The organism is Desulfosarcina ovata subsp. ovata (assembly GCF_009689005.1).
Taxonomy (GTDB): domain Bacteria; phylum Desulfobacterota; class Desulfobacteria; order Desulfobacterales; family Desulfosarcinaceae; genus Desulfosarcina; species Desulfosarcina ovata.
This window is the reverse complement of sequence record NZ_AP021879.1, coordinates 4,512,607-4,534,785: the sequence shown is the minus strand read 5'-3', so window position 1 is coordinate 4,534,785 and position 22,179 is coordinate 4,512,607. Positions and strand designations below refer to the sequence as shown.

Below are 22,179 nucleotides of genomic sequence, written 5' to 3'. Positions count from 1 at the left end.
TCCCGACCATGATGCTTTCGCGTTTCAAACCGGCGGTACCCAAATGCTGGCTCTTTTTTGCCTGCGGGCTGACATGGAGCGTGGTGGGGGGCCTGATGTGCACCAGGGCCATGGGGTGGCTGATACCCGAAGGCGTAGAGCGGAGTGCTAAATTTGAACTGGCCGGGCTGGTGATGGCCGTGGTGGCCCTCCGTTTCGGTTTCGGTGCCATCGCCCGGAAGAATATCGTACGGTTGCGCCGCCTGCCGGAACGCGGATGCTTTTTCGCCTTTCAGGCCTGGCGGAGTTATCTGATCATCATGGTGATGATCGGCATGGGGGTGACTCTGCGACACCTGCCAATCCCCAAAAGCGCCCTATCCATCGTTTACACGGCCATTGGGGGGGCCCTTTTCATGGGCAGCTTTCACTATTACGGCCATCTCTTCCGGCTGATGCGCGCGGTTTTCAACCGACGCGGCTGACCGGTCTGCCAGCCGCCACTAACCTAACGTCGTTGACGATTTGTCGAGATCCACGATGCGCTCCCCCATGGCATAGTCGCGGGTTTCATAACGGGTGATGCCCATCAACTTATGGGTAATGGCTCCCATGCGCTGCACCTGTGATTTGATTTTCTCGATTTTCGGGTAGAGTGGATCGTTCGGGTCGAGGGTGGCTATGAGCAGTTCGGTATGGCCTGAGATGGCCATCATGGGCTGATTCAACTCATGACAGATGGCGCCGGCGGTCTCCAGCACAGCCTGCAGCTTTTCCCGGTAAATACGCTCGGTCTCGCTGCGATGGCGATGCAGGGCAATTTCGATGGAAACCATCAGACTGCGGGTCTCGAACGGTTTGACCACATAGCCGAAGGGTTCCATCACCTTGGCCCGTTCCAGTGTCGCCGGGTCCGTATAGGCGGTCAGGTAAACAACGGGGATGTTAAACCGGTCACGGATCTGGCCGGCGGTTTCAATGCCGTCCATCCCGCCTTTGAGGCGGATATCCATAAGGATCAAATCCGGTCGCATGGCTGCGGCATGATCCAGGGCGGTTTCGCCGTCGTGGGCAACTGCGCAGACCGCGTAGCCACTTTTTTCCAGACGGCTTTTGATTTCCTGGGCCACGATGCCTTCGTCTTCCACCACCAGTATGTTTGCCTGGGTCATATCAGGATTCCTTTTTGGTTTGTTCAGGAACATTCAGAACGATACTGAACCGTGTTCCGTTTTCTGTATCGACGGTCAGGACGCCGTCCAGCTGTGTGGCCAGGGTGTTGATCAGGCGCAGCCCCAAAGATTGCTTTTCCTCCCCGTCGGACGTGGCGGTCAAACCGACGCCGTCGTCGGCCACGACGATTTCCATCCGGCCATTGTTCAGGAGACGCACGACAATGTCAAGCATGCCGCAGCCATGTTCCGGAAAGGCGTGCTTGAGGCTGTTGGAGACCAGTTCATTGACAATCAGACCGCAGGGGACGGCCATGTCCACCCCCAGGCGGACGTCGTCGGCGCAGACATTGAGTCGGATCCGTCCGGCGTCGATCCCGTATGCGTCAAACAAATTGGCGGTCAACCCTTGAACATACCGCCCAAAGTCGATTTTTGCCAAATCGGTGGTGCTGTATAGCTGTTCGTGGATCAGGGCCATGGATTTAACCCGGTTCTGGCTTTCGCGCAGAATTTCGACCCCCTTGCCATTGGGGTCCTGCATGGAATCCTCCTGCAGGTAAAGCAGGCTGGAGACAATCTGCAGGTTGTTTTTGACCCGGTGGTGAATCTCTTTGAGCAGGGCGTCCTTTTCGGCCAGCGACTGGCGCAGTTTGTGGTCCGAGGCCAGCAGTTCCTTCTCGGTCATCTGGCGCTCGAACAGTTCCCGTCGCAATTCGGCGGTCTTGCGTCTGACCATGCGATTCTGCTGCAGGTAGCCGAGAAAAACAGTAATGACCAGCACGACCACCCAGACCAGGATCCAGAAAAAATTCTCGTACCCGGAGGGGCCGCTGCCGGTGGCATGGGCCGGGATCGCGGTCAGCAGGAAGCTGAGGATTCCATAGCGGCATCCGATTCGCACCATCGGGTGAAAACGTCGCGTGATATCGACAGCCGGCATCAGATCAGGGAGTGAACCCGTTGGGCAAGGTCATGAATCGCACGGGTGGCTTTGCTCCCCGGCGTCTGTTCCACAAAGGGGACCTGATCGAGAACGGCTCGGCGAACCGCCTTGTCTTCTGGAATATTGCCCAGGTGAGCCAACTTAAGTTTAAGAAAACGCTGGGTGACGCGGTTGATGGTGTCCACCGTATGGTTGCCTTCACGCAATCCGCGTACAAAATTGAGCACCAGGTTGAAATGATTGATGCCGTAATCCCGGCAAAGCAGTTTGATCAGGGCGTAGGCGTCGGTCATGGAGGTGGGGTCGGGGCTGAGGATAAAAATATTGTGGTCGGCGAATTGGTTGTACCACAGTACCGATTCTCCGATGCCGGCAGCCGTGTCGATAATTACATAATCAAAATCTGCTGCCACCTGGCGAATGAATCCGGCCAGCCGTTCCTGCTGTTGAGTTCCCAGAGAGACCATCTCCGGCACGCCGGAACTGCCCGGCAGAACGGCCAGATTGGGGCGGGCGAAGATCAGCGCCTGACGGGGATCGGCTCCACTTTCAAGAATGTCCCGAACGTTGGTTTTGACGGAAAGCCTCAACAGCACATCCACATTGGCCAGCCCCATGTCGCCGTCGATCACCAGCACACGGCTGTCATTGCGCGACAGGGCAAGGGCGAAATTGACCGTGAAACTGGTCTTGCCAACACCGCCTTTACCGCTGGTCACGCAGAGGGTCAGCGGTTGTTTTTTGTTCGTGGCCATTTTGCTACCGTTCGGGCTCCGCTTTGGGTTAACTGAACTGTTTCCCACAATATCGGCCCTGGCCGGACTTACTTTAATGCGGGCTGCATTAAAATAGCACCCGGCCTAACGCTTTGGCGTTCTGCTGTGAAATGACGCCTGATGTCAATTTGCTGTTCAGAAAAACGAAATATTAAATTGACATGATTTCAGGTTTCATCGAAAAGTGATTTCGGTTACCGTAAAGGTGTGAACACGATGAAACGTTATCTGCTTTTGACCCTTTTCGCATTGTTCGGCTGGGCCGTTGCCATCAAATCCAGCGCCGCCGATTGGTCGACCATCTCCATCCTGGACCTTGACACCGCGGTTGCCGTGGCCTTGCGTGACAACCCCGGCCTGGAGGCGGCCGCGGCCCGCGTGGCCCAGGCCAAGGCGCAGGTGGATCAGGCCCGCTCCACCTATTGGCCCCGTCTGGACGCCAGCGCCACAGGTGCCCGCGTGGATCTGTCCGAAAGCACCTACCGGGAAAACCTGGCCCTGGCCCGGCTGTTCAACCCCTCGGCCAGCCTTACCGACCCCGAGGAATATTACAATGCGGGGCTGACCGCATCCTGGACCCTGTTCGACGGGTTCGAACGCAAGTTTTCCAATATCGCCGCCCGGTATGCAGAAAAGTCCAGTCTTGCCGCCCTTGACGATGCGCGCCGCCTGCTGGCATCTGCCGTGTCCCAGGCTTTTTTCTCAGCCCAGCTGGCCCTTGAAAACATAGCCATCGCCAAGGCCGACGAGGCCTTCAACCATCGCCAGCTGGCCGATGCCGAAGTGCGCCAGCGTGTCGGCACCGGTGCGCTCAGTGATGTGCTCAATTTTCAGGTGCGTAAAAACCAAGCCAAGACCAACCGTATCAACCAGGAGTACCAGCATACAGTTTCCCTGTTCGGACTGGCCGCATTGCTGGGGCTTCCCGAATCGCGCCTGCCGGCCCATGTAAAACTGGCGCCACTGTCGGCGGAAACGACAGACGAACTGTCAGCGCCCCCCTTGGACGACCTCATCCAAATTGCCCTGGACCGCCGTCCGGATATCCAGCAGCTGCGCTGGCGCATCAGCCAGGCCGACGCCCGGATCGGTATCGCCCGTGCGGGCCACTACCCGTCGCTGGTTCTGTCGGGCAGCCTGGATGGAGAACGGTCCGGTGATGCCAACTTCCGCCAGGACGACATCGGCAATAGTGTTCAACTGGGCCTAACCTACAACCTCTTTGCCGGCGGCTATACCCGCGCAAAAATCCAAGAGGCCCGTCAGCACAGGACGGAGCTGGAAAAACAGCTTTCCGAGCAGCGGCTCTCCACCACCGCCGATATCCGCAGTTCCGCGGCACTGGTGACCACGGCCCAGACCCAGGTTGCCCTACAACGGGAAAATGCGGATCTGGTTCGGCGTACCCGCGACTTGGTGGAAAAGGAATACAACGCCGGGCAAGGGTCCCTGGTGCGCCTCAATGAAGCCCAGAAAGACCTGATCACAGCCCAGAGCAATCTGGCCCTGGCCCTGGTCGGCCTGCGCCAGGCCTGGGTGGAGCTGAATACCCGCGCCGGTATTTTGCACGGATGGCATGCCGGAGCGAACCGCAATATCCGCCATTGAAATGAATTGATGGCAAAACAGGAGGGGAGTCGAATGGCTGATTTTGACAAAATGGGAATGCGTTTCTTCGGGGTCATCCTGCTGGCCGGCGTCTTGTGCAGCGCTTGGGCCATGGCCGCCGAACCGGTTCCTCAGCCCCTTTCAATGTACCGGGCCGTGGCCCTGGCGGCGGCCAACAACCGTCTGGTTCGGGAAGCCATCCAAAACGGGCGTGCCGCCGAGGCCGCCTACCGCAGCGCCCGGGCCGATCTGTTTGCCAAAGCCTCGGCCGGGTACAGCTATACCCGTTTCAAGGAACAACCTTACATGTGGGTGGAGGGGTATACCGTCGATACCAATCTGGGAACAATCACCGGACTGCGAAACTATCAGAAAACGACGTCCGACAAAGATCTGGTTGAATGGAACCTTACCCTTACCCAACCCCTGTTCACCGGTTTTGCTCTCACCACACGGTTAAAAATGGCTGAACTGGGGATGAAAAGCAGTCAGGTGGAGGAGACCATCGCTGTTCAGGATGTCGTCAAACAGGCCAAGCTGGCCGTCATCAATGTGCTGCTCGCCGAAAAGCTGCTCACCGTGGCCGTCGAAACCGAAAAAAGCATCGCCGCCCATGCCCGCAACGCCGAAAACTTCTATGACCAGGGATTGATTCCTTATAATGATCAGCTCCAGGCCAACGTGGCCCTGGCGGATGCCATCCAGCAGCGGGTTGCCCAGGCGGCCCGCCGGGAAATGGCCGTCGCCACCTTAAATAGCGTGCTGGATCTGCCCATCGGCCACCCCACCCGCGTGGCCGAACTGGCTGAGGGTCCGGTTGCCGCGCCGGATGATCCGGAGATGCTGATGGACCTGGCCATCCGCCGGCGACCGGAACTGAAAGCCTTGGATCTTGGCCGCCAAAAGTTGGTTCAGGGACGCGTCCTGGCCCGTAGCGCCTACTACCCGACCATTAATTTGGTGGGCCAATACCGCCAGAAGGGCGAGGATTGGGCAGCCACCGATAACAGCTATGACAATCCGCACAACGCCCTGGTGGGCGTGCAGGCCGAGTGGACCTTTTTCGAATGGGGCAAAACCCGGTCCGAGGAGGCCCGTGTCCGCCACGAGATCGAGGCTTTGGACGAAAAAATCAACGGTGTGAAGCAGGCCCTGCGACTGGAGACCAAAGACGCCTTCATCCGCCTGCAGGTGGCCCGGGAAAACGTGCGGACCGCCAATGCGGCCCTGGATCAGGCCCGCGAGAACCTGCGCATCGTCAACACCCGCTATGCCCAGCAGATGGCCACCTCCACGGATGTTCTGGATGCCAACACCAAACAGACCCGCGCCCGGGCCAACTATTTCGGAGCGGTGTATGGCTGCCATTCGGCCCTGGCTGAGCTGGAACGGGCTGTCGGCCAGCCACTCACCGCTGACCTGTCGGGCACCGTTCAACAGCCGTAGCCGCCCCACTGTTTATTTGCCATCCGTGAGGGAGGGATAACGCATCAGCATCCCGGCCGGCGATATCAAAAGAGGCGCCATGGATTATTTCGCGGGTTGTTGTTCCGATTATCCCTGACGCCGTTCCCAGCGCCAGGCCATCAGGATGCAGGCACAAAAAAAGGCGGCCAGGGCTCCGGCTTCGGGCAGCACGGCTGCCAGTCCGGCCCTCCGGACGAAAACGTCCAGGATGCCGTTGAGTCCCCAGCCCAGGGGGGAGACGACACTGACTTTTTGCATCAACGGCGGCATGGCGTAGACCGGCACCATGATGCCACCCAGGGCTGCGGCGATCACCACTGAGATCGGGCCGATCATGGCGGCCTGCTGGTAGGTGTCGATGACGGTTCCCAAAAGGATGCCGTATCCGGTGGCGGCCAGGATCGCGCAGGCCGTAATGACGAGAAGGGCCACGGCCGACCCGCCCATCGTCAGGCCCGGCGCCCCCCACAGGGGCAGCAGCCATTTACCGATGCCACCGATCAGGAGGCATTGGAGGCTGCAAACCCCCGCGTAGGCGATAATCCGTCCGCCGACCAGGGCCCCATATCCCACCGGCATGGTTAACAGGCGCAACCGCGTGCCGTTGATGCGCTCCTGGATGAAGGCCCCCGACATGGGCAGGACAATGAAGAAAATACCGAACAGGGTCCATGCCGGCACGTTCTGCTGTGCGGATGTGGGCAGCCGGGACGGCTGGACGGCCCGCGCATCCCCATCTTCTACCTGCAGCAGGGGCATCTCCGACCAGCGCAATTGAAGATCCAACGCCGGCAGTGCCGGAACCGGTTCGCCCATGGGGGCCAGGGTCTCGGCCAACGAGCGGTGGATCACCTCGGGAAGCAGCTCTCCCAGAGCCTTTATTTTCTCGGCCACCTCCAGCCGCAACACCATCAGGTCAAGCAGGTGGCCGACGGCCGAACGAAAGCTCCCCATAACGGTCGGATCGAAGTGCACTTCGATGCATGGCATCGGTTCGGTGGCCTCCGGCTCCGTCCCCTTTTTCTCCGAAAGGCTGGCCTGCGCACTCGACCGGGCACGGGCGCGCACCCGCTCGGTCATCCCGGAGGGAATAATCAGGCAGAGCTGGTAAACCCCATCGGCTACCAGGGCCAGGGCCTCGACGCGTGACGGCGCACGGCCCTTAACCTGGCGGGTGACCCTAACCCCTTCGGCCGCCTCCAGGGCCTCGACCATCTGACGGCCCAGGGCCCCGGTGTCCTGGTTGATCAATAGAATGCGGGTATCCACGGCCCCCATGGTTTTGAGGGCATTTTCCTGGACCAGGGTAACCACCACCACAAGTACGGCCGGCATGACGAAAAGCACCAGCAGCCCGGCCCGGTCCCGCAGGAGCAGCAGCAATTCTTTTTGAATGACAGCCATCAGGGAAAGCATACTACCCGTCCCTCAGCGCTTTGCCGGTCAGGTGCAGGAAAAGTTCCCCCAGATCGGCAGTTCCGGGGTTTCCGGCCAGCAGCCGATCCAGCGTATCCTGGGCCAGGATCCGGCCCTGATCCATGATGGCGACGCGTGAGCAAATCCGCTGGGCCTCTTCCATGCTGTGGGTGGTGTAGAGCATGGTGGTACCCTGGTTCCGGAAGGCCTCGATCTGTTCAAGGATCAACTGGCGCGACTGGGGGTCGATGCCCACGGTGGGCTCGTCCAGGAAAAGCACCTGCGGCTCGTGAAGCAGTCCCACGGCCAGGTTGGCACGGCGTTTCATGCCGCCGGAAAAGGTAGCGATGGGCTGATCCGCCCGCTGTTCCAGCCCCACTGCGGCCAGGGTAGCGTCGATCCGCCGGCGCAGATGCCGTCCCCGCAGGTTCTGCAGGCGTCCAAAAAAACGCAGATTCTCCCGGGTCGTCAACGACGGGTAAAGAGCGATTTCCTGGGGTACCAGGCCGATAATCCGGCGCACGGCCCGCCGATGGCGCCACGGGTCGATGCCGTTCATCATCAGCGACCCGGCATCGGGTTTCAGGATCGTGCTGAGGATCGAAATGGTTGTGGTTTTGCCGGCGCCGTTGGGCCCCAGCAGACCGAAAATTTCCCCTTTGTGCAGGGTCAGGTCCAGGCCGTGCAGGGCCGGTTGGGATGCACCCGGATAGCGGTGGGCCAATCCATGGGCCTCCAGGGCCAGATAGGGCATCGGTCAGTTCGGCAGACGGGCCGTGATGTAGGCCGTCAGGGTGTTGATGGTCTGCAGGGCCGTACGGGCCTCATTTTTGTCCTTGATGGAGATGCCAAAATGCTGTTCCACCTGGTAAACCATCTCCAATGCATCGATGGAGTCCAGCCCCAGGCGGTCACCGAAAATCGGTTCATCGTCGTCGATGGTCTCCGGCGGGATGTCGCGGATATTCAGCTCGGTCACCAGTATCTGTTTGAGTTGGGTCTGTAAGGTCATGGTTATCCTTTGACGAATTCGTAAAACCACCTGATCCTGCCTTAGCTTTCGGCAACCTGACGGATCAAATCCGCTTCGCCTGCACCAGGCGGGCAAAATGGTCGAAGCTGCGGTCATAGGTGCGTTCGGCATCGTCAGGAAACACACAGGCCGGCAACTGGCGCATCTTGACGTGGTATTTGATGCAGTCACAACAGACACCCTTTCGCGAACAGGGTTCGTAGGAGCAGTTACAGCGCTCGAGATTGCTTTCTTTTTTACACTCCATGTTAAGCGTCTCCTTTCAGTCCGATTTGCTCGGACACCTCACGCATGCCCATGATCGTGTCGGTAATCAGATCTCCCAAATCCACCCCCAGCATGTCAGCACCCTGCTGGATGATGTTGCGATCTACACCAGCGGCAAAGCGTTTGTCCTTCCACTTCTTCTTGACCGACTTGGCCTTCATGTCCAGCACACTTTTGGTCGGCCGCACCAGGGCCGAAGTGGCTACCAGGCCGGTGAGTTCATCGATGGCATAGAGTACTTTTTCCAGGGTGGTTTCGGGCTTGACATCCGAGCAGATCCCCCACCCATGGCTGACCACGGCCCGGATCAGATGTTCGGGCCATCTGTTCTGCGCAAGGATCTCCGCCGTCTTGGTGCAATGCTGATCAGGAAACTGCTCATAATCCAAATCGTGGATCAGACCGACAACTCCCCATTCGTCTTCATCCTCACCATATTTGCGGGCCATGTACCGCATCACCCCCTCGACGGCATAGGCATGTTTGATGAGACTGTCGCTCTGGTTGTATTTTTTAAGAAGGCTCAGGGCTGTTTCACGGGAAGGTATTTGATTGCTCATGGTCCTCTCCTGATCATTTTATTTTGCAGGTATTCCGGTCGAAACAAATGGCGGCACCCGTTTCCCAAACGCAAACCACTATTTGATTTATCATATGACCTGCTGCGCAACAACCCTCTCCCTTATTCCGATTCGTATCTTGAATTTATCGGTCAGGGTTGCATTCTCTTTTCGGGCTGATATGATCGTGACGCTGAGATCTTTCCCATAACTTATCAGGTGGAGCCTGTGTGAAAATTGTAATTACCAATGACGATGGATACGACCAACCCGGACTGGCGGCACTGGTTCAAGCGCTAACCCCGCTGGGCGAAATCACCGTGGTGGCACCGGCCGCCCCTCAATCCAATGTGGGCCACCGGGTGACCATGCGGGACCCCATACGGGTGGAACAACCGAACAGTCGAATGTATGTGGTTCATGCCACCCCTGCCGACTGCACGCGGCTGGCCCTAAAAGCCTTTGTCCCCGATGCGAACTGGGTCGTCGCCGGAATCAATCCGGGTGCCAACCTGGGCAGTGATGTCTACCAGTCCGGCACCGTCGCCGCCGCCCGGGAAGCATCCATTCTCGGGGTTCGCGCCGTCGCCATTTCCCAGTATATTGCGCCGCAATGGACCATTCCCTGGCCGGCGGTTCAAAGGCTGGCCGCGCACCTGCTTCCCATTATCCTAACGCAGCCCCTGGCGATCGGCCAATTCTGGAATATCAACCTGCCCAGCCCGCTGGATACCAAAATAATGCCCACCCATCGGTTTTGCTCGCTGGATAAACATCCTCATCATTATCGGTACAGCGAGGAGAACGGAACCTATCACTACCACGGAATCATTCACGACCGCCCCCGTTCCGCCGGCAGTGATGTGGATGTCTGTTTCGGCGGAATGATTTCCGTTACCCGTTTGGAGATATGAGTACATGAATTTTTGCTCCCAATGCGGCGGGCCTGTAACGCTTACGGTTCCTGCGGGCGATGACCGCCCGCGACATGTCTGCCAAGCCTGTGGTACCGTTCATTATCAAAATCCAAAACTCGTCGTCGGCTGCATCCCCATCTGGGACGACCGCATCCTCATGTGCCGCCGGAATATCAACCCGCGCAAGGGATACTGGACCCTGCCCGCAGGCTTTCTGGAGAACGGCGAAACCGTTGCCGACGGTGCTAGGCGGGAAACCCTCGAGGAGACCGGCAGCCGAGTCACCGACTTGAGACCGTACCGGATGATCGACATTGTTCACATCAACCAGATCTACCTGATGTTTCTCGCGCGGTTGGAGGCCCTTGACTTTCACCCCACCCCTGAAAGTGCCGAGGTAAAATTGATGCCGGAGGATGAAATCCCTTGGGAAACCATCGCCTTCAACGTGGTTGAAAAGACGCTACACGACTTTTTTCAGGACCGACCGGAAAACCGATTTGAATTTCAAATGGATAGAATTGATCTCAAATGGCAGGAAATCATCTCATGATGGATAAAACCATGGGTTTACGGATCATATCGCAAAGCCTATTCAACTGCTCTACTACCCGCCATATCACAGAAAATACAATCCTGTAGAGCAATGCTGGGGATTTTGGAAAAGCATTGGAACGGCGTAAGGTTGCCTATAATTGAGGCATTATAATCAGGCCTGCTTGAATTTTGGTATATTATTTATCGTAAATCATTAAGTCAACGACATTGGGTATAAAGCCATCTGCCCCGAGAAAACCCTTCGAGGCAGATGGTCAAGTTGAATATCACGGCAAATAATCACCTAGTCGACATACCCTATAATGGATAGTTCTTCTGTATTTCCTTCCCAATTCACGGTTATTGTCAAAGTTGTCAGCACGGGATCATTACTGTCACCGGAATCACTATCCATAATTGTCGCATTATATTCGATTTGCGGTAGATGTGACGTGTAGGAGCCATTTATGCCTGGTAAGGCACTACTGTCGTCCAATTCAATTTCATCCGCGAATAGCTTTCCGCCGCCTTCAATTGATACCGATATGGAAGTCCCTTCACTCAAATAATTAAGGTTTTCATCGCAAACCAGAAAGGTAAACGACTGAGAACCTCCGTCGGCGATGTTGAAAGTAGTCGGTGCAATGGCGATATGGGGTTCTCCGGTAATCAATATTTTGAAATTATAAAAAATATCTTTTTGATCATCCCATATCCCGTTATAGCTGTCCCACCCTGTGGTGTCGTTTGCATCGTTGTATATTTCTGCTGGGTCTGAACTGTCGGTACCGTCATATTCACCGTTGTCGTTGTAGTCGATGAATGGATCGTCAATGGTATCCTCAAACGTCTCGCCACTATCATATACGCCATTGGCATTTAGGTCGTCAAACCCCTCTTCACCCTCGGTATAGACAAGTATTGAAACCAAACCGTCCCGCGGGTGGGTCGTCCCCGCCCAGCCATAGGTGGTGCTGACATAGTCCATCAGTTCATTTTCCCAATCAAAAGGCGCCACATCCTCGCCGCCCGGAATTGGATCGATAACCGGATGTTGAGTACGTGCAGTAACTGTGGCTACCGCTGAATCGGACCCATCAGCGCTTGCAGTAACGTTGGCGGCATCAACGGCCAAAGCGGCTTCGGACCAGAACGATACGGTGGTACCCTCCAGAATATTGTAATTCCCGAAGCGATCAGTCAACCACGCTGTAATTTCGGTAGTTTTTCCATTTTCGTCCAGTCCGGGGATATTCAGCACGCTTGCAGAGACACTGAAACGGGAGGCCGAGGGAACACCGCCCCCAATGGAAACTGCCGCAGAATTGGCGACCATAGCCACACCATCAACCGTCATTTGTGCTCTAATGGTCACCGGCCCGGCGTTGGAACCGCTGTGCAGGGTTACAGTTGCCAAACCATCGCTAGCGGAAGAAACCACAATTTCTTCTGGTGTGCTATCCGTATCAATGTACTCACCCCCACCAGGTCCTTTTATGATTGTCATCGTAACGGCAATACCGCTCTTCGGGTCCCCGTTTTGATCTATAACTTGAAATGAAATGTCAGATGTTTCGTTTCCCCCGGATTCTTTAATCGCAATAATTTCCGGATCAGCGGCATTAAATGACAATGACGCCGGCTGGGTGTCATTAATAATAAGATCGACACTGTTGTTGATTTGACCAACCGACACCTCGACGGCGACTGTCCCGGCTGTAGATGAGGAAGTAAATGTCGAACTGGCAAACCCATTTGCCGTTGTATTTGTTGCCGGAGACATGCTGCCAAAATTATCATTGGCGACTTCAAAGGAGACCGAAGTCCCATCAGGAACCGCATTGCCATCCTTGTCAAGCACTTCGGCCTGGATTGAACTGGTTCCTCCAATCAATAATGTCATGGGGGTTGCCGTCACGGTTATTGTATCCGGTGATACACCCGACAAAATGCTAACGGTTTCATCATTGCTTGTAATTTCGTCGTTAGACGCAGAAACGATGATTTCGCCTTGTTTGCTTCGAGCCGTCAGTGTAGCCGTTACCTTACCATCTGAATTCGTTGTTGCGATGGATGGAGAAATATAAGCCAGGGAAGGATAATCAAGGGAAAAACTGATCGTAGTATTCGCCATCGGGCTTCCGCTGTCATCATACACCCAGGCGATGATTTCAGCGCTTTCCTCTACATTGATGGAGCTGTTCTCTGCTTCGACAAGAATTTCAGCAACGCTTGCAGTAGTCGTCGTATCGGTCGTGGTATCAGAACTGTCATCATCACCGCCTCCGCCGCCCGATGAACATCCCAAGAATACAAATAAAACAATAATTATAGCACTCGCAAAGCGAAACCAGCTAACTTGGTTTTTCATGAAACTTCCTCCAGAAATGCAAAATAATAAAAAATTATTAAAGTTCAAAGTTGACAGTCGTGTAAGAAAGCGACTTATTTTCCGGTGTCTGGAAAACATCAAAGCATAGGACGCTTGCACCGTTTTTTCGTCAGGTCGCAATTGAATTCTAAATGTTAATTCAATTGACCATGTTTCGTTGCTCCAACTGAACGATCTTCGGATTCATAAAAATCAGCAATTCGCTATTGTCGTTCTCTTCAAGATTACTTTGAAATAGCCAACCGAGAACCGGAACTTTGTGTAATCCTGGAAATGCATTTTTGGTATTTGACCGAGTCTTTTTGATAATTCCACCGATAACAATGGTATCCCCATCATTAACCAGCAATTCCGTTTCGGCTTCGTTCGTAGATATGACCGGTACATCGTCTACAAAATCGACCACATCATTCTTGGTAATCAAAATGCTTAGCGAGATCCTGTTGTCTGGAGTGACGTGCGGAGTTACCTCCAACAGCAAGTCCACATCCTTGAAAGAAACCGACGATCCACCAGAAGAATCCCTTTCAAGATAGCCATATTCTTGCCCTTGTTTGATCTTCGCCTTCTTGTTGTTCAGGGTAACGATTTTGGGAGAAGAGAGAATTTTGCCCTTCCCGTTCGTTTCCAAAGCGGTAAGCGCGGCGTCTAATGTGAAAGGCGTACCCGCGATTTTGTTATAGGTCAAACCAATTCCATTGGAAGTACTGGCCGGATAGTTCATGGCTACGTTGGTTTCGTAAGTTGTGCCGCCTTCATTCATACTGACCGGCCCAACGCTCAGCCCCCATTCAAATCCCACTTCTCTAGAAAACGTTTCACTGATTTCAACAATTCTTGCCTCAATGATCACCTGAGAAGTGACCTTGTCGATCTGCCTTGCAATTTCAATCGCCTGGGCAATTTTGTCGGCAGTGTCGGTAACGATGAGCTGATTGTTCTTGGTATCCACGGTGACAGACCCGCGATCTTTGGAAATAATGTTCTGAATGTGAGGCAAGACCTCTTTCCCGGCATCGGAATAACTGATCGGGATGTAGCGGGTTTCAAGAGGTTCCAACGCCTTGATCTGCTTTTTCTCTTCTTGCAGGGAGGCAATTTGCGCCTTGCGCAGGTCGTTTTCTTTTTTCAGAGTGGATAGCGTGGCGATGCGGATAATATCGCCCTCGACAATCATCCCGAGCTGATTCATTCGCAGCACCAGATCCATGACCTGGTCCCAGGGAACCGGTTTATCGAGGGTCATGGTCACTTTGCCGCTGACATCTTTATCAATGGCAAAGTTCTTGCCGCTCACTTCGCGGAGAATCCTAAATACATTTTTTATGTCGGTCTGGTAGAAATCCAGAGCAATCTTTTCACCCTTATAGGTTTTGATTTTTTTTGTTACGACAACAGCCTGATCCGAGTCGAGAACAACGTCCGGCATGGCTGGCTCACCCACGGTATCCGGATTCGGCTGTGATGCCAGGCGGGGGGTACCCGAGGATTGTGCCCCAGACCCTGTCATATCCATTCCACTCATGCCGAGAGTCTCCGTAAGGACCTTTTTCCAGGCAGGCAAATTGGCTTCATCGACAGGTGCCGGCGGAACAGAGGATGCATCAAAATGAACCAAAAGGAGTCCACCGACCTGCTCGGTATGATACCCAACGGGTTCGCGCAGTTCGATGGAAAAAAGAGAATACCCCCTCATTGATGGCAGTTGGACCGGCACGATTCGATTGACGGCACTTTCGAAACGCGTCGTAATCAGCGGACGCTGCCGGAATTCGGCGATATTGGTACCCATCAGACGCAGTTCCAAAAGCCGGTTGGAGACCTTGTTGATTTTATAATCCACGGGTGCCGTAGTCTCAATGGATAAGGTCGAACGACCGTTTGGCTCCCCTAAAAAGTCGATTCGATTCACCCAGATCTGATTTTCGCTGCCCACCGGCATCCCCGTTCCCTGGTAAACACCCGTTGATGCAACGGTCTGAGGCGTGGCTGGGGATGGGTTCGATTGAACGGATGGCGCTGGGAGAACCGTTGCGGCAGAACTCACGTCCAACGGAGTCTTTGAAAATTGTATTTTAAGCGCGTTGCCATCTTTAACAACGTTGTAGGAGCTGTCGGCAGCCAAAAGAATTTCGATCCGCGAAGTATCGATTTTGGCCTCAGCCTGGCTCGCATGAATAGCCTTGACGGGTGGTCCTGGGGATTGGAGATCCGGGCTGGTCAGAGTCAACCGGCTACCGGGAATAAGAATCACAACCCCAATGGGCTCCCTCTGCTTTACCGCCATATAGGTCAACGGTTCGGTCCCACGGATTACGACATTGGCGAAATTTACATCCTGGGACAATTCAATGGAGGTAATCTCTGCCAATGGGCTCGATGCTGCCTTTTCCATGCCCGATTGCCGGGCTGCACACCCAGCGGATAAAACAGCGACAACCAAGGCCATGCAAAAAGTGAGTGTCAATCTTTCTGAAAATTTAATCCCTAAGTTGCGCATATCACTCTCCAGCAGGTTTCTGAAGTTTTATTTCGGTATTTTGAAGAACCAATTCGCCCATTAGGTTTTCCAACTCTTCTTCGACGAAAATGCGGTTGGGTTCAATCTGAGTCACGATACCCGAATTCAATCCAATATAACTCCCCTTTTTAACAATATATCCCTTTCCGCTACTATCTTCCACAAGTGCCCTGTTTCCCGATCCTGCCCGGATGATGGCCACTAGTTTAAGCTGTTCAAGACTGATTTTTTCCAGAGGCGTTTGGGGCATTCGCCGCTTTCTTTTCGACTTCTCGGATGGTTGTGAAAGCGTTTCGCTGGTTTCTGTTTTAAATAGGGGAATAAAAGGATTCAGGCGATCTTTGGGATCATAAATCCGCTCTGCCACAAGCGACGCCTTTTCAACTTCAGGCTCTTCTTTCGACACTGGCTCTGACGGTGAAACCACAGCATGATCGGTTGTTTTCGGCGGAGCAGGCGCTGTATGCACGGCTATTTTTTTGCTGACAACCGGAGCTCTTGGTTCTTTCTTCTGATCGTCGCAATTCCAGAGAAAGCATGACAAAAGAACGATCAAGGCCACAATAATACAGGATTGTCTATTTTGCATTGGCATGGTTTTATCGCTTCTATTTCCTTCTCGATCTTTTTGATGGCTTCTTTTTTGTGTTCGATGCTTCGATAAATTTGTAAGTCACCGCCGTACAGGTCGTTGTCAGACTCTTGCCACCCTTTTCCGGTGTCAGATTGATATCGCGGATGTTCACGATACGATTCAGTCCGGCAACGCTTTCAAAAAATGTTGCCACACCATGATAATCCCCGGTAACACGGAGGGCGAGTGGAATTTCAGCATAAAAATCCTTTTTTACTTCAGGTTTGGGCTGAAAGAGAACAAACGTCAGGCCGGAGTCTTTGCCTGCCTTTGAAATTCCGGTAAGCAACGTTGGAATTTCTTCTTTTTCAGGCAATGCCCGCATAACGATTTTAAACTGCTCTTCGGCATCCTGCATCTTTTTTCGATAGTCATTCAACTGGCGCGCATTTTTCTTGGCCACTTCCAGCTCTTTTTCAACCTTGGCCAAGTTGGCGTTTAGTTTGTCGATCTGTTTAAACATGGGAAGATAAGAAAAATAGACAAAACCGACGATAACCAGGATCAGGATTCCGACCCAGATTCCAATCCGCTGAGCCTTGGAAAGCTGTTCAAGCTTTTCAAATAGTGGATTTATTTTTTCAGTGGAAACCGCTTTGCCCTTGTTCATTTCCTCAACACCTATTTGGATTCCGTTTTTTGGGGAGCTTTCTCGAATCTGATATCAAATCGCTTCAACTTTAGTTCTTTAATTGATGTATCCTGATTGATGGATACCAATTTGACGTTGGTGTAGCGTGCCGAAGAGTCGATCCTTGTCATATATTCCGCGACAGTGGGGTTGTCCAAGGCAACGCCGGCGACCTTGATCTTGCCGGATCGGTCTTCCAGATGGGTAAGCCACATCTGTTTATCAACAACCAGTCTGGACATGTCGTCAAGCAATTCGACCGGAGCCTTCCTTGTCAAATCCAGGGATTTGATAACTTCGATCTTTTTATTGAGTATCGCCAGTTTGTTCTTGATCTCTGCAATTTCTTTGTTGATTTTATTGTATTTTTCTACCTGCGCCTTGGTATCTTTAATTTTAGCGTTTAGTGTTTTTACTTTACCGGACAAATAAAAACTGAACCAGGAGGCAACAATAACAATTAGAAAAAGGGACAACAAAAATATGGATAACTGTCGTCTGACATTCTCTTTTTTACGTGCGGCGCGAAATGGGAGTAAATTTATGCGTATCATTTATCATCAACTTTTCTCGTTGCCAGTCCCATGCTGATTGAGGCCTGGGGTGATATGCGTTTAAGGAACTCCACATCAAACCGATTTTCATCGATATGAAGCCCATCAAAGGGGTTGATCGTGGTCACCTCCGCAGACGTTTCAACCGACAACAGCTGCCTGAATTCTTTTATATTGCCACCACCTCCGCTGAGCACAATCTTTTTAATCTGATCATCGGGGTAGGTTGAATAGAAAAAGTCCAATGCTCGCCTGATCTCGGTACACCAATCGGAAACCACAGAAGAGATGATATCGGTAAGATCACCGCTGGTTATTTTTTCCGACTGATCCCCGAATTTGATCTGTTCGGCTTCTTCGAGAGAACAATCGATCAAAGATGAGATCTTCTGATTGATCTGACCGCAACCGAGAGAGACGTCTCTCATGAAAACCGAAGTGCTGCCTTTTAGGATATTCAACGAGGTCTTACTGGCGCCAATGTCGATGAGGGCGATATTCTCATCTTCAGCCGGTGCATAATTGAATTCATAAATGTTCTGCAGCGCAAATGCGTCCACATCAATGATGCAGGGATTGAGTCCCGCCATCTGGGCAAGGTTCACATAATCGTTGACCATTTCCTTCTTGGCGGCAACCAACAAAACGTTCATCTGGTTGGGATTGTTTTCATTCTCTCCCAGAATCTGGAAATCCAGATTGACATCGGCAATGTCAAACGGGATGTACTGTTCTGCTTCAAAACTGATGGTATCCTGCAGTTGGTCGTCGGACATGGCCTGGACGTTGATCTTTTTCACAATCACCGAATACCCGCCGATGGAAAGGGCAACGTTTTGTCCTTTGATTCCATAGTTTTTGAATAATTGGCGAATGGTATCGGACACTTGCTCCGCATCTTTGATGGCACCGTCCTCAATCAAGCCCTGAGGGATATCGATAATCCCGAATCGCTCAAGGGTTCGGCCCTTCTTGGTCTCGGATATCTCTGCCGCTTTTATGGATCTTGATCCGATGTCAAGGCCAATAAGTCGATCTTTTTTTGCAAAAAGCATGGTTCACTCTTTTATTCACCAAAAATTTTTTTACTATCCGAAAGACTGTATCCCAGGGCCAGCAATATCTTCCTTTTGGTCTCCAGCCGACACGGCTTACCCTCTTCAATCCGCGTAATCGTTATCGGGGAGACATTTGCTTCTCTCGCCAGTTCCGACTTGCTCATCAAAAGGGACTCTCTAATTTCTTTTAACGAATTCTTCACCATTTGAACCATCGTCTTATGGCAATCAAAAAAGCAAACACAAAGCTCTCCACAAGGCTCTCTTCGATAAATATGATCCAGTTTATTAAATCAGTTAGGAAACAGGTGGCAATTCTTGATCATGATTCAACCCTGCCAACAATGTCTTGTCAAGCAAAATTATATGACTTTTATCTATAATTTGTTTACTTAATCCTATATTGTGGCTTCAAATCAATTGTTGCCTTTATCTTGTATGCCAAGGGAACTATTTACACGGGATCACTGATAACTGCCATAAAGATGGATCGTTAGGGGCCATTTTGCTTCGATTCCATCGGCCGGCTGATGCTGGCCACACCAAACAGAGTCTTTGGGGATGCATCGTTGGGTTTCATTGATGACGATACACCGGGCACCGTTGTTACAGCATAGTACCTTTCGGCCGCATTGACAGGATAATCAGGTTTTTCTATATGGTTAAAGGGTTATCATCTGCGGTCAGCTAAACAATTCGGCACTGGTTGAAAAAACTTTAGGGTGACGGCAGCCTTTTTCATTGAAAATATGTGAGTCCCAATTCAACCGGCATGCGTTGAGTGGACGGTCCACCGGAAACGCACCGCCAGCCGAGGACTGACAGGCAAATGGGTTGACACCAATGACGGCAACACAGGCATCATGAAACCATTGAACACAGCCGAGCGAGTCAAACCCTTTCGCTTGGTCAAGTATTTCACGTTTACCAGTCTGATTGTTATTTTTATTGGTACGATCATTCTCTCCGTTCTCAACACCCACTGGGTTCGGTCAATGCAGTACCAGAAAAGCGAAGATTACGCATTGCTGCTGATTGAAAACCTGAACCATCAGGTCTTTTTGCAGTTCATCCTCCCTGTGGGCTTGAAGTACGGCAAAATCGAACTGCGCCACAAGGAACAGTTCGAAAGGATGGACAATGTCGTCCGCAGCACCCTGCACAGTTTCAAAGTGGAGATGGTCAACATTTATAGTAAGGACGACATCATTGCATACAGTTTCTCGGAGGATCTGGTTGGAAAGCAAAATCTTGGCGGGACCTCCTTTAGCGGGGCTATCGATGGAAAGGCATCCTCCAAGCTGGTCCAAAACGGAACTTTTTGGGAAATTCTGCTGGGGATTCCAAAAAAGATTAAAATTATTACCTTTGCCCCACTGCGCGCCGAAAAACCATTATCGCCCATTTCGGGCCCCGTATTGGGCGTGATCGAAATCAGGCAGGATCTCTCCAGCGATTATCAACAGATCTTCAAATATCAGGTTCTGGTGATCTGCACCATCAGCATCGTGATGGGAATCTTGCTGCTCACATTGATATTTGTGGTTAAGCGCGGAGAAGGAATCATCGAAAAACGGGCGCTCGAGCGAATCCGTCTCAAAGACCAACTGGCTAAGGCGAAGCATCTTTCATCACTGGGTGAAATGATTGCCGGCGTATCCCATGAAATCAGGAATCCGCTGGGCATTATCAGTAGTTCGGCTGAACTGTTAAAGAAAAAAATGGGGCCCCGGGAACCGCTGAACGGAATTGCCGATATCATCGTCACCGAGGCACGGCGCCTGAACAATATCATTACCGATTTTCTGAACTACGCAAGACCGAAAGCGCCCAACCGCAGCACCTGTCACATCAATGACGTGCTTGATAAAAACATCCTTTTCCTCGATCAGCAGATCAAAGACAAGGGATATGTGATAAAAACCGTGTTCGACAACCATCATCCATGCATTCTCGCCGACAGCGATATGCTTTACCAGGCGTTTCTCAACCTGTTGATCAATGCCATGCAGGCGATGCCCGATGGCGGCGCCATCATGATCACCACCCATGCGGAAGAAGACGCCCTGTGGCTCTATATTGAGGATGAGGGAGATGGCGTTTCACCCGCAGTCATGGAAAAAATCTGGGATCCTTTTTTTACCACCAAAGAAAAAGGGACCGGCCTGGGTCTCGGCATCGTAAAAAACATTATCGAGGCCAACGACGGTATGATTCGAATCGACAACCGCCGTGAAAAAGGGGCCCGCGTGACCGTCAAATTCCCATTGGACCAGGAGGCACAGTGATGGAAACCATTCTGATTGTTGACGATGAACGAAATTATACGCTGATCCTGGCCGCCGTGCTCGAGGATGTCGGTTTTGAAACCCTGACCGCCAATAATGGGGCCGAGGCACTGGATACACTTGCGCAATCTGATGTGGACCTGGTGTTGACGGACATGAAAATGCCCGGCATGGACGGAATCGAACTGCTGGCCCGCATCAAACAAACCGATGCCGACCTTCCGGTCATCATGATGACCGCCCATGGCTCGGTAGAAAAGGCCGTCGAGGCCATGCAGAAGGGGGCCTACAATTACATCTTGAAGCCCTTCGACAACGAACAGTTGGTGCTGTACGCAAAAAAGGCAGCCTCCATGTACCAGGTCGTCAAAGAGAACCGCCAACTGCGCAGCACCGTGGAAAACCGCTACAGTTTCCACAATATCATCGGAAAAAGCAAAGCCATGCAGGATGTGTTCGGGATGATCCGCAAAGTTGCCCCGGCATCGGCAACGGTTCTGATCGAGGGAGCCAGTGGAACCGGAAAAGAACTCGTGGCCAGCGCCCTGCATTTCAACAGCCCCAGAAAAGACAAACCCTTCGTGGCGGTAAATTGTTCGGCCTTGGCCGAAACGCTTTTGGAAAGCGAACTCTTCGGCCATGAGAAAGGAGCGTTTACCGGTGCGGTATCCATGAAAAAGGGACGTTTTGAAATCGCTGACGGCGGGACCCTGTTTCTGGATGAAATCGGTGAACTTTCAGCAGGCCTTCAGGTAAAACTGCTACGCGTACTCCAGGAGCGGGTGATCGAGCGCGTCGGTGGCACCAAGCCCATTCCGGTGAACATCCGTCTGGTCGCGGCGACCAATAAATCCCTCAAATCGGAGGTGGCCGCCGGGAATTTCCGAGAGGACCTTTTTTATCGTCTCAACGTCGTCCCGATCACCTTGCCGCCGCTACGGGAACGGCTGGAGGATATCCGGCCTCTGGTTCACCATTTTATCGCCAAATACCAAGATGAACGAAGCGCCGGCGCACCGGTAACCGGAATCGATCGTGAGGTTGAACGGCTCTTTTACGAATATGATTGGCCCGGAAATGTGCGGGAACTTGAAAATGTCATCGAACGGGCTGTGGTCATGTCACCCGAGGCGATCGTTCAGGTATCGGATCTGCCCAAGGATTTTATCGACAACGCCCACAGCACCCTGCACATGGACGGAATCCCGGTGGATGCCAATTTATACGACACATTGGCCCTTGTGGAAAAAAACATGATCGTCCGGGCCCTGAAGAAGGCCAATTATGTTCAGACCCACGCGGCCGAACTGCTGGGCATCGGCAAAAGCGGACTGAATCAGAAAATCAAAAAATACAAGCTGTTTGAAAAGAACAAACCATAATGCGCCGGCCTCCAAAAAGCGTCGCTTCGGCAGCGATCCCA

The 22,179-nt window shown here is 52.8% G+C and carries 23 protein-coding genes; 8 read left to right on the top strand and 15 right to left on the bottom strand.

The features are described 5' to 3' along the window. Positions 1 to 8: 8 nt before the first annotated feature. Positions 9 to 464, top strand: coding sequence for a hypothetical protein (locus tag GN112_RS20030; RefSeq protein WP_155311840.1), 456 nt, complete (start codon positions 9 to 11; stop codon positions 462 to 464). A gap of 18 nt (positions 465 to 482) precedes the next feature. On the opposite strand, the gene GN112_RS33660 is transcribed toward GN112_RS20030, so the two are convergent. Genes GN112_RS33660 through GN112_RS20015 form a run of 3 tightly spaced genes read right to left on the bottom strand, consistent with a single transcriptional unit; the run spans position 483 to position 2,852 of the window. Further along, entirely contained in the window at positions 483 to 1,151 is a 669-nt protein-coding gene (locus GN112_RS33660) for a response regulator (RefSeq protein WP_162459037.1), read from the bottom strand. 1 nt (position 1,152) lies between these two features. Then, positions 1,153 to 2,058, bottom strand: a complete 906-nt coding sequence (locus GN112_RS20020) for a sensor histidine kinase (RefSeq protein ID WP_162459036.1) — start codon at positions 2,056 to 2,058, stop codon at positions 1,153 to 1,155. 35 nt (positions 2,059 to 2,093) lie between these two features. Further along, on the bottom strand, positions 2,094 to 2,852 hold the full coding sequence (locus GN112_RS20015; protein WP_155311838.1) for a MinD/ParA family protein: 759 nt from the start codon (positions 2,850 to 2,852) through the stop codon (positions 2,094 to 2,096). Positions 2,853 to 3,089: 237 nt separating this feature from the next. Here GN112_RS20015 and GN112_RS20010 point away from each other — a divergent pair, with 237 nt between their 5' ends. Beyond that, positions 3,090 to 4,481, top strand: a complete 1,392-nt coding sequence (locus GN112_RS20010; RefSeq protein ID WP_155311837.1) for a TolC family protein — start codon at positions 3,090 to 3,092, stop codon at positions 4,479 to 4,481. 33 nt (positions 4,482 to 4,514) lie between these two features. Next, on the top strand, positions 4,515 to 5,927 hold the full coding sequence (locus tag GN112_RS20005; protein WP_162459035.1) for a TolC family protein: 1,413 nt from the start codon (positions 4,515 to 4,517) through the stop codon (positions 5,925 to 5,927). 108 nt (positions 5,928 to 6,035) lie between these two features. Here GN112_RS20005 and GN112_RS20000 read toward each other — a convergent pair whose 3' ends face one another. From GN112_RS20000 to GN112_RS19980, 5 genes are all read right to left on the bottom strand, one after another. Beyond that, positions 6,036 to 7,364, bottom strand: a complete 1,329-nt coding sequence (locus tag GN112_RS20000; protein WP_155311835.1) for an ABC transporter permease — start codon at positions 7,362 to 7,364, stop codon at positions 6,036 to 6,038. A gap of 1 nt (position 7,365) precedes the next feature. Beyond that, positions 7,366 to 8,118, bottom strand: coding sequence for an ABC transporter ATP-binding protein (locus GN112_RS19995; RefSeq protein ID WP_155311834.1), 753 nt, complete (start codon positions 8,116 to 8,118; stop codon positions 7,366 to 7,368). A gap of 3 nt (positions 8,119 to 8,121) precedes the next feature. Next, entirely contained in the window at positions 8,122 to 8,376 is a 255-nt protein-coding gene (locus GN112_RS19990) for a phosphopantetheine-binding protein (protein WP_155311833.1), read from the bottom strand. 64 nt (positions 8,377 to 8,440) lie between these two features. After that, positions 8,441 to 8,644, bottom strand: a complete 204-nt coding sequence (locus GN112_RS19985) for a DUF6485 family protein (RefSeq protein WP_155311832.1) — start codon at positions 8,642 to 8,644, stop codon at positions 8,441 to 8,443. A gap of 1 nt (position 8,645) precedes the next feature. After that, positions 8,646 to 9,224 carry an HDIG domain-containing metalloprotein gene (locus GN112_RS19980; RefSeq protein WP_155311831.1) on the bottom strand — a complete coding sequence of 193 codons (579 nt, stop codon included), beginning with the start codon at positions 9,222 to 9,224 and terminating at the stop codon, positions 8,646 to 8,648. Between the two features lie 230 nt (positions 9,225 to 9,454). Between GN112_RS19980 and surE the strand changes: the two genes are divergently transcribed. The 3 genes from surE to GN112_RS35325 are packed head-to-tail and all read left to right on the top strand — an operon-like array spanning position 9,455 to position 10,824. Beyond that, positions 9,455 to 10,138 carry a 5'/3'-nucleotidase SurE gene (gene surE / locus GN112_RS19975; protein WP_155311830.1) on the top strand — a complete coding sequence of 228 codons (684 nt, stop codon included), beginning with the start codon at positions 9,455 to 9,457 and terminating at the stop codon, positions 10,136 to 10,138. A gap of 4 nt (positions 10,139 to 10,142) precedes the next feature. Further along, entirely contained in the window at positions 10,143 to 10,694 is a 552-nt protein-coding gene (locus tag GN112_RS19970; protein WP_155311829.1) for an NUDIX hydrolase, read from the top strand. A gap of 28 nt (positions 10,695 to 10,722) precedes the next feature. Next, positions 10,723 to 10,824, top strand: a complete 102-nt coding sequence (locus tag GN112_RS35325; protein ID WP_155314310.1) for a hypothetical protein — start codon at positions 10,723 to 10,725, stop codon at positions 10,822 to 10,824. 158 nt (positions 10,825 to 10,982) lie between these two features. Here GN112_RS35325 and GN112_RS19960 read toward each other — a convergent pair whose 3' ends face one another. The 7 genes from GN112_RS19960 to GN112_RS19930 all read right to left on the bottom strand — a co-directional run bounded on the left by GN112_RS19960 (position 10,983) and on the right by GN112_RS19930 (position 18,674). Next, positions 10,983 to 13,049: an invasin domain 3-containing protein gene (locus GN112_RS19960; RefSeq protein ID WP_162459034.1), complete on the bottom strand. Its 2,067-nt coding sequence runs from the start codon at positions 13,047 to 13,049 to the stop codon at positions 10,983 to 10,985. A gap of 160 nt (positions 13,050 to 13,209) precedes the next feature. Further along, a complete protein-coding gene (pilQ, locus tag GN112_RS19955) occupies positions 13,210 to 15,570 on the bottom strand; it encodes a type IV pilus secretin PilQ (protein ID WP_155311827.1) in 2,361 nt (786 codons plus the stop codon). 1 nt (position 15,571) lies between these two features. Further along, positions 15,572 to 16,186: a pilus assembly protein PilP gene (locus tag GN112_RS19950; RefSeq protein ID WP_155311826.1), complete on the bottom strand. Its 615-nt coding sequence runs from the start codon at positions 16,184 to 16,186 to the stop codon at positions 15,572 to 15,574. Positions 16,187 to 16,199: 13 nt separating this feature from the next. Continuing rightward, positions 16,200 to 16,835 carry a type IV pilus inner membrane component PilO gene (locus GN112_RS19945; RefSeq protein WP_155311825.1) on the bottom strand — a complete coding sequence of 212 codons (636 nt, stop codon included), beginning with the start codon at positions 16,833 to 16,835 and terminating at the stop codon, positions 16,200 to 16,202. Positions 16,836 to 16,846: 11 nt separating this feature from the next. Beyond that, complete coding sequence (locus GN112_RS19940; protein ID WP_155311824.1) at positions 16,847 to 17,410, bottom strand: PilN domain-containing protein; 564 nt, start codon at positions 17,408 to 17,410, stop codon at positions 16,847 to 16,849. After that, the gene (gene pilM, locus GN112_RS19935) at positions 17,407 to 18,465 is read right to left on the bottom strand and encodes a type IV pilus biogenesis protein PilM (protein ID WP_155311823.1); all 1,059 of its coding nucleotides are present in this window, start codon (positions 18,463 to 18,465) and stop codon (positions 17,407 to 17,409) included. Before pilM ends, GN112_RS19940 begins: the two co-directional genes overlap by 4 nt. An 11-nt stretch (positions 18,466 to 18,476) precedes the next feature. After that, positions 18,477 to 18,674 (bottom strand): helix-turn-helix transcriptional regulator, encoded by a 198-nt coding sequence (locus tag GN112_RS19930; RefSeq protein WP_155311822.1) that lies wholly within the window; start codon positions 18,672 to 18,674, stop codon positions 18,477 to 18,479. A 657-nt stretch (positions 18,675 to 19,331) separates the two neighbouring features. Here GN112_RS19930 and GN112_RS19925 point away from each other — a divergent pair. Together GN112_RS19925 and GN112_RS19920 are read left to right on the top strand one after the other, a co-directional pair. Beyond that, the gene (locus tag GN112_RS19925; protein WP_155311821.1) at positions 19,332 to 20,756 is read left to right on the top strand and encodes a sensor histidine kinase; all 1,425 of its coding nucleotides are present in this window, start codon (positions 19,332 to 19,334) and stop codon (positions 20,754 to 20,756) included. Next, positions 20,756 to 22,138, top strand: a complete 1,383-nt coding sequence (locus GN112_RS19920; protein ID WP_155311820.1) for a sigma-54-dependent transcriptional regulator — start codon at positions 20,756 to 20,758, stop codon at positions 22,136 to 22,138. Before GN112_RS19925 ends, GN112_RS19920 begins: the two co-directional genes overlap by 1 nt. Positions 22,139 to 22,179: the final 41 nt, after the last annotated feature.

What these genes read in the sequence shown, in the direction of transcription:
- GN112_RS20030 (WP_155311840.1), top strand. Translation starts at nt 9, where the DNA reads ATGATGCTTTCGCGTTTCAAACCGGCGGTACCCAAATGCTGGCTCTTT.
- GN112_RS33660 (WP_162459037.1), bottom strand. Translation starts at nt 1,151, where the DNA reads ATGACCCAGGCAAACATACTGGTGGTGGAAGACGAAGGCATCGTGGCC.
- GN112_RS20020 (WP_162459036.1), bottom strand. Translation starts at nt 2,058, where the DNA reads ATGGTGCGAATCGGATGCCGCTATGGAATCCTCAGCTTCCTGCTGACC.
- GN112_RS20015 (WP_155311838.1), bottom strand. Translation starts at nt 2,852, where the DNA reads ATGGCCACGAACAAAAAACAACCGCTGACCCTCTGCGTGACCAGCGGT.
- GN112_RS20010 (WP_155311837.1), top strand. Translation starts at nt 3,090, where the DNA reads ATGAAACGTTATCTGCTTTTGACCCTTTTCGCATTGTTCGGCTGGGCC.
- GN112_RS20005 (WP_162459035.1), top strand. Translation starts at nt 4,515, where the DNA reads ATGGCTGATTTTGACAAAATGGGAATGCGTTTCTTCGGGGTCATCCTG.
- GN112_RS20000 (WP_155311835.1), bottom strand. Translation starts at nt 7,364, where the DNA reads ATGCTTTCCCTGATGGCTGTCATTCAAAAAGAATTGCTGCTGCTCCTG.
- GN112_RS19995 (WP_155311834.1), bottom strand. Translation starts at nt 8,118, where the DNA reads ATGCCCTATCTGGCCCTGGAGGCCCATGGATTGGCCCACCGCTATCCG.
- GN112_RS19990 (WP_155311833.1), bottom strand. Translation starts at nt 8,376, where the DNA reads ATGACCTTACAGACCCAACTCAAACAGATACTGGTGACCGAGCTGAAT.
- GN112_RS19985 (WP_155311832.1), bottom strand. Translation starts at nt 8,644, where the DNA reads ATGGAGTGTAAAAAAGAAAGCAATCTCGAGCGCTGTAACTGCTCCTAC.
- GN112_RS19980 (WP_155311831.1), bottom strand. Translation starts at nt 9,224, where the DNA reads ATGAGCAATCAAATACCTTCCCGTGAAACAGCCCTGAGCCTTCTTAAA.
- GN112_RS19970 (WP_155311829.1), top strand. Translation starts at nt 10,143, where the DNA reads ATGAATTTTTGCTCCCAATGCGGCGGGCCTGTAACGCTTACGGTTCCT.
- GN112_RS19960 (WP_162459034.1), bottom strand. Translation starts at nt 13,049, where the DNA reads ATGAAAAACCAAGTTAGCTGGTTTCGCTTTGCGAGTGCTATAATTATT.
- pilQ (WP_155311827.1), bottom strand. Translation starts at nt 15,570, where the DNA reads ATGCGCAACTTAGGGATTAAATTTTCAGAAAGATTGACACTCACTTTT.
- GN112_RS19950 (WP_155311826.1), bottom strand. Translation starts at nt 16,186, where the DNA reads ATGCCAATGCAAAATAGACAATCCTGTATTATTGTGGCCTTGATCGTT.
- GN112_RS19945 (WP_155311825.1), bottom strand. Translation starts at nt 16,835, where the DNA reads ATGAACAAGGGCAAAGCGGTTTCCACTGAAAAAATAAATCCACTATTT.
- GN112_RS19940 (WP_155311824.1), bottom strand. Translation starts at nt 17,410, where the DNA reads ATGATACGCATAAATTTACTCCCATTTCGCGCCGCACGTAAAAAAGAG.
- pilM (WP_155311823.1), bottom strand. Translation starts at nt 18,465, where the DNA reads ATGCTTTTTGCAAAAAAAGATCGACTTATTGGCCTTGACATCGGATCA.
- GN112_RS19930 (WP_155311822.1), bottom strand. Translation starts at nt 18,674, where the DNA reads ATGGTGAAGAATTCGTTAAAAGAAATTAGAGAGTCCCTTTTGATGAGC.
- GN112_RS19925 (WP_155311821.1), top strand. Translation starts at nt 19,332, where the DNA reads ATGAAACCATTGAACACAGCCGAGCGAGTCAAACCCTTTCGCTTGGTC.
- GN112_RS19920 (WP_155311820.1), top strand. Translation starts at nt 20,756, where the DNA reads ATGGAAACCATTCTGATTGTTGACGATGAACGAAATTATACGCTGATC.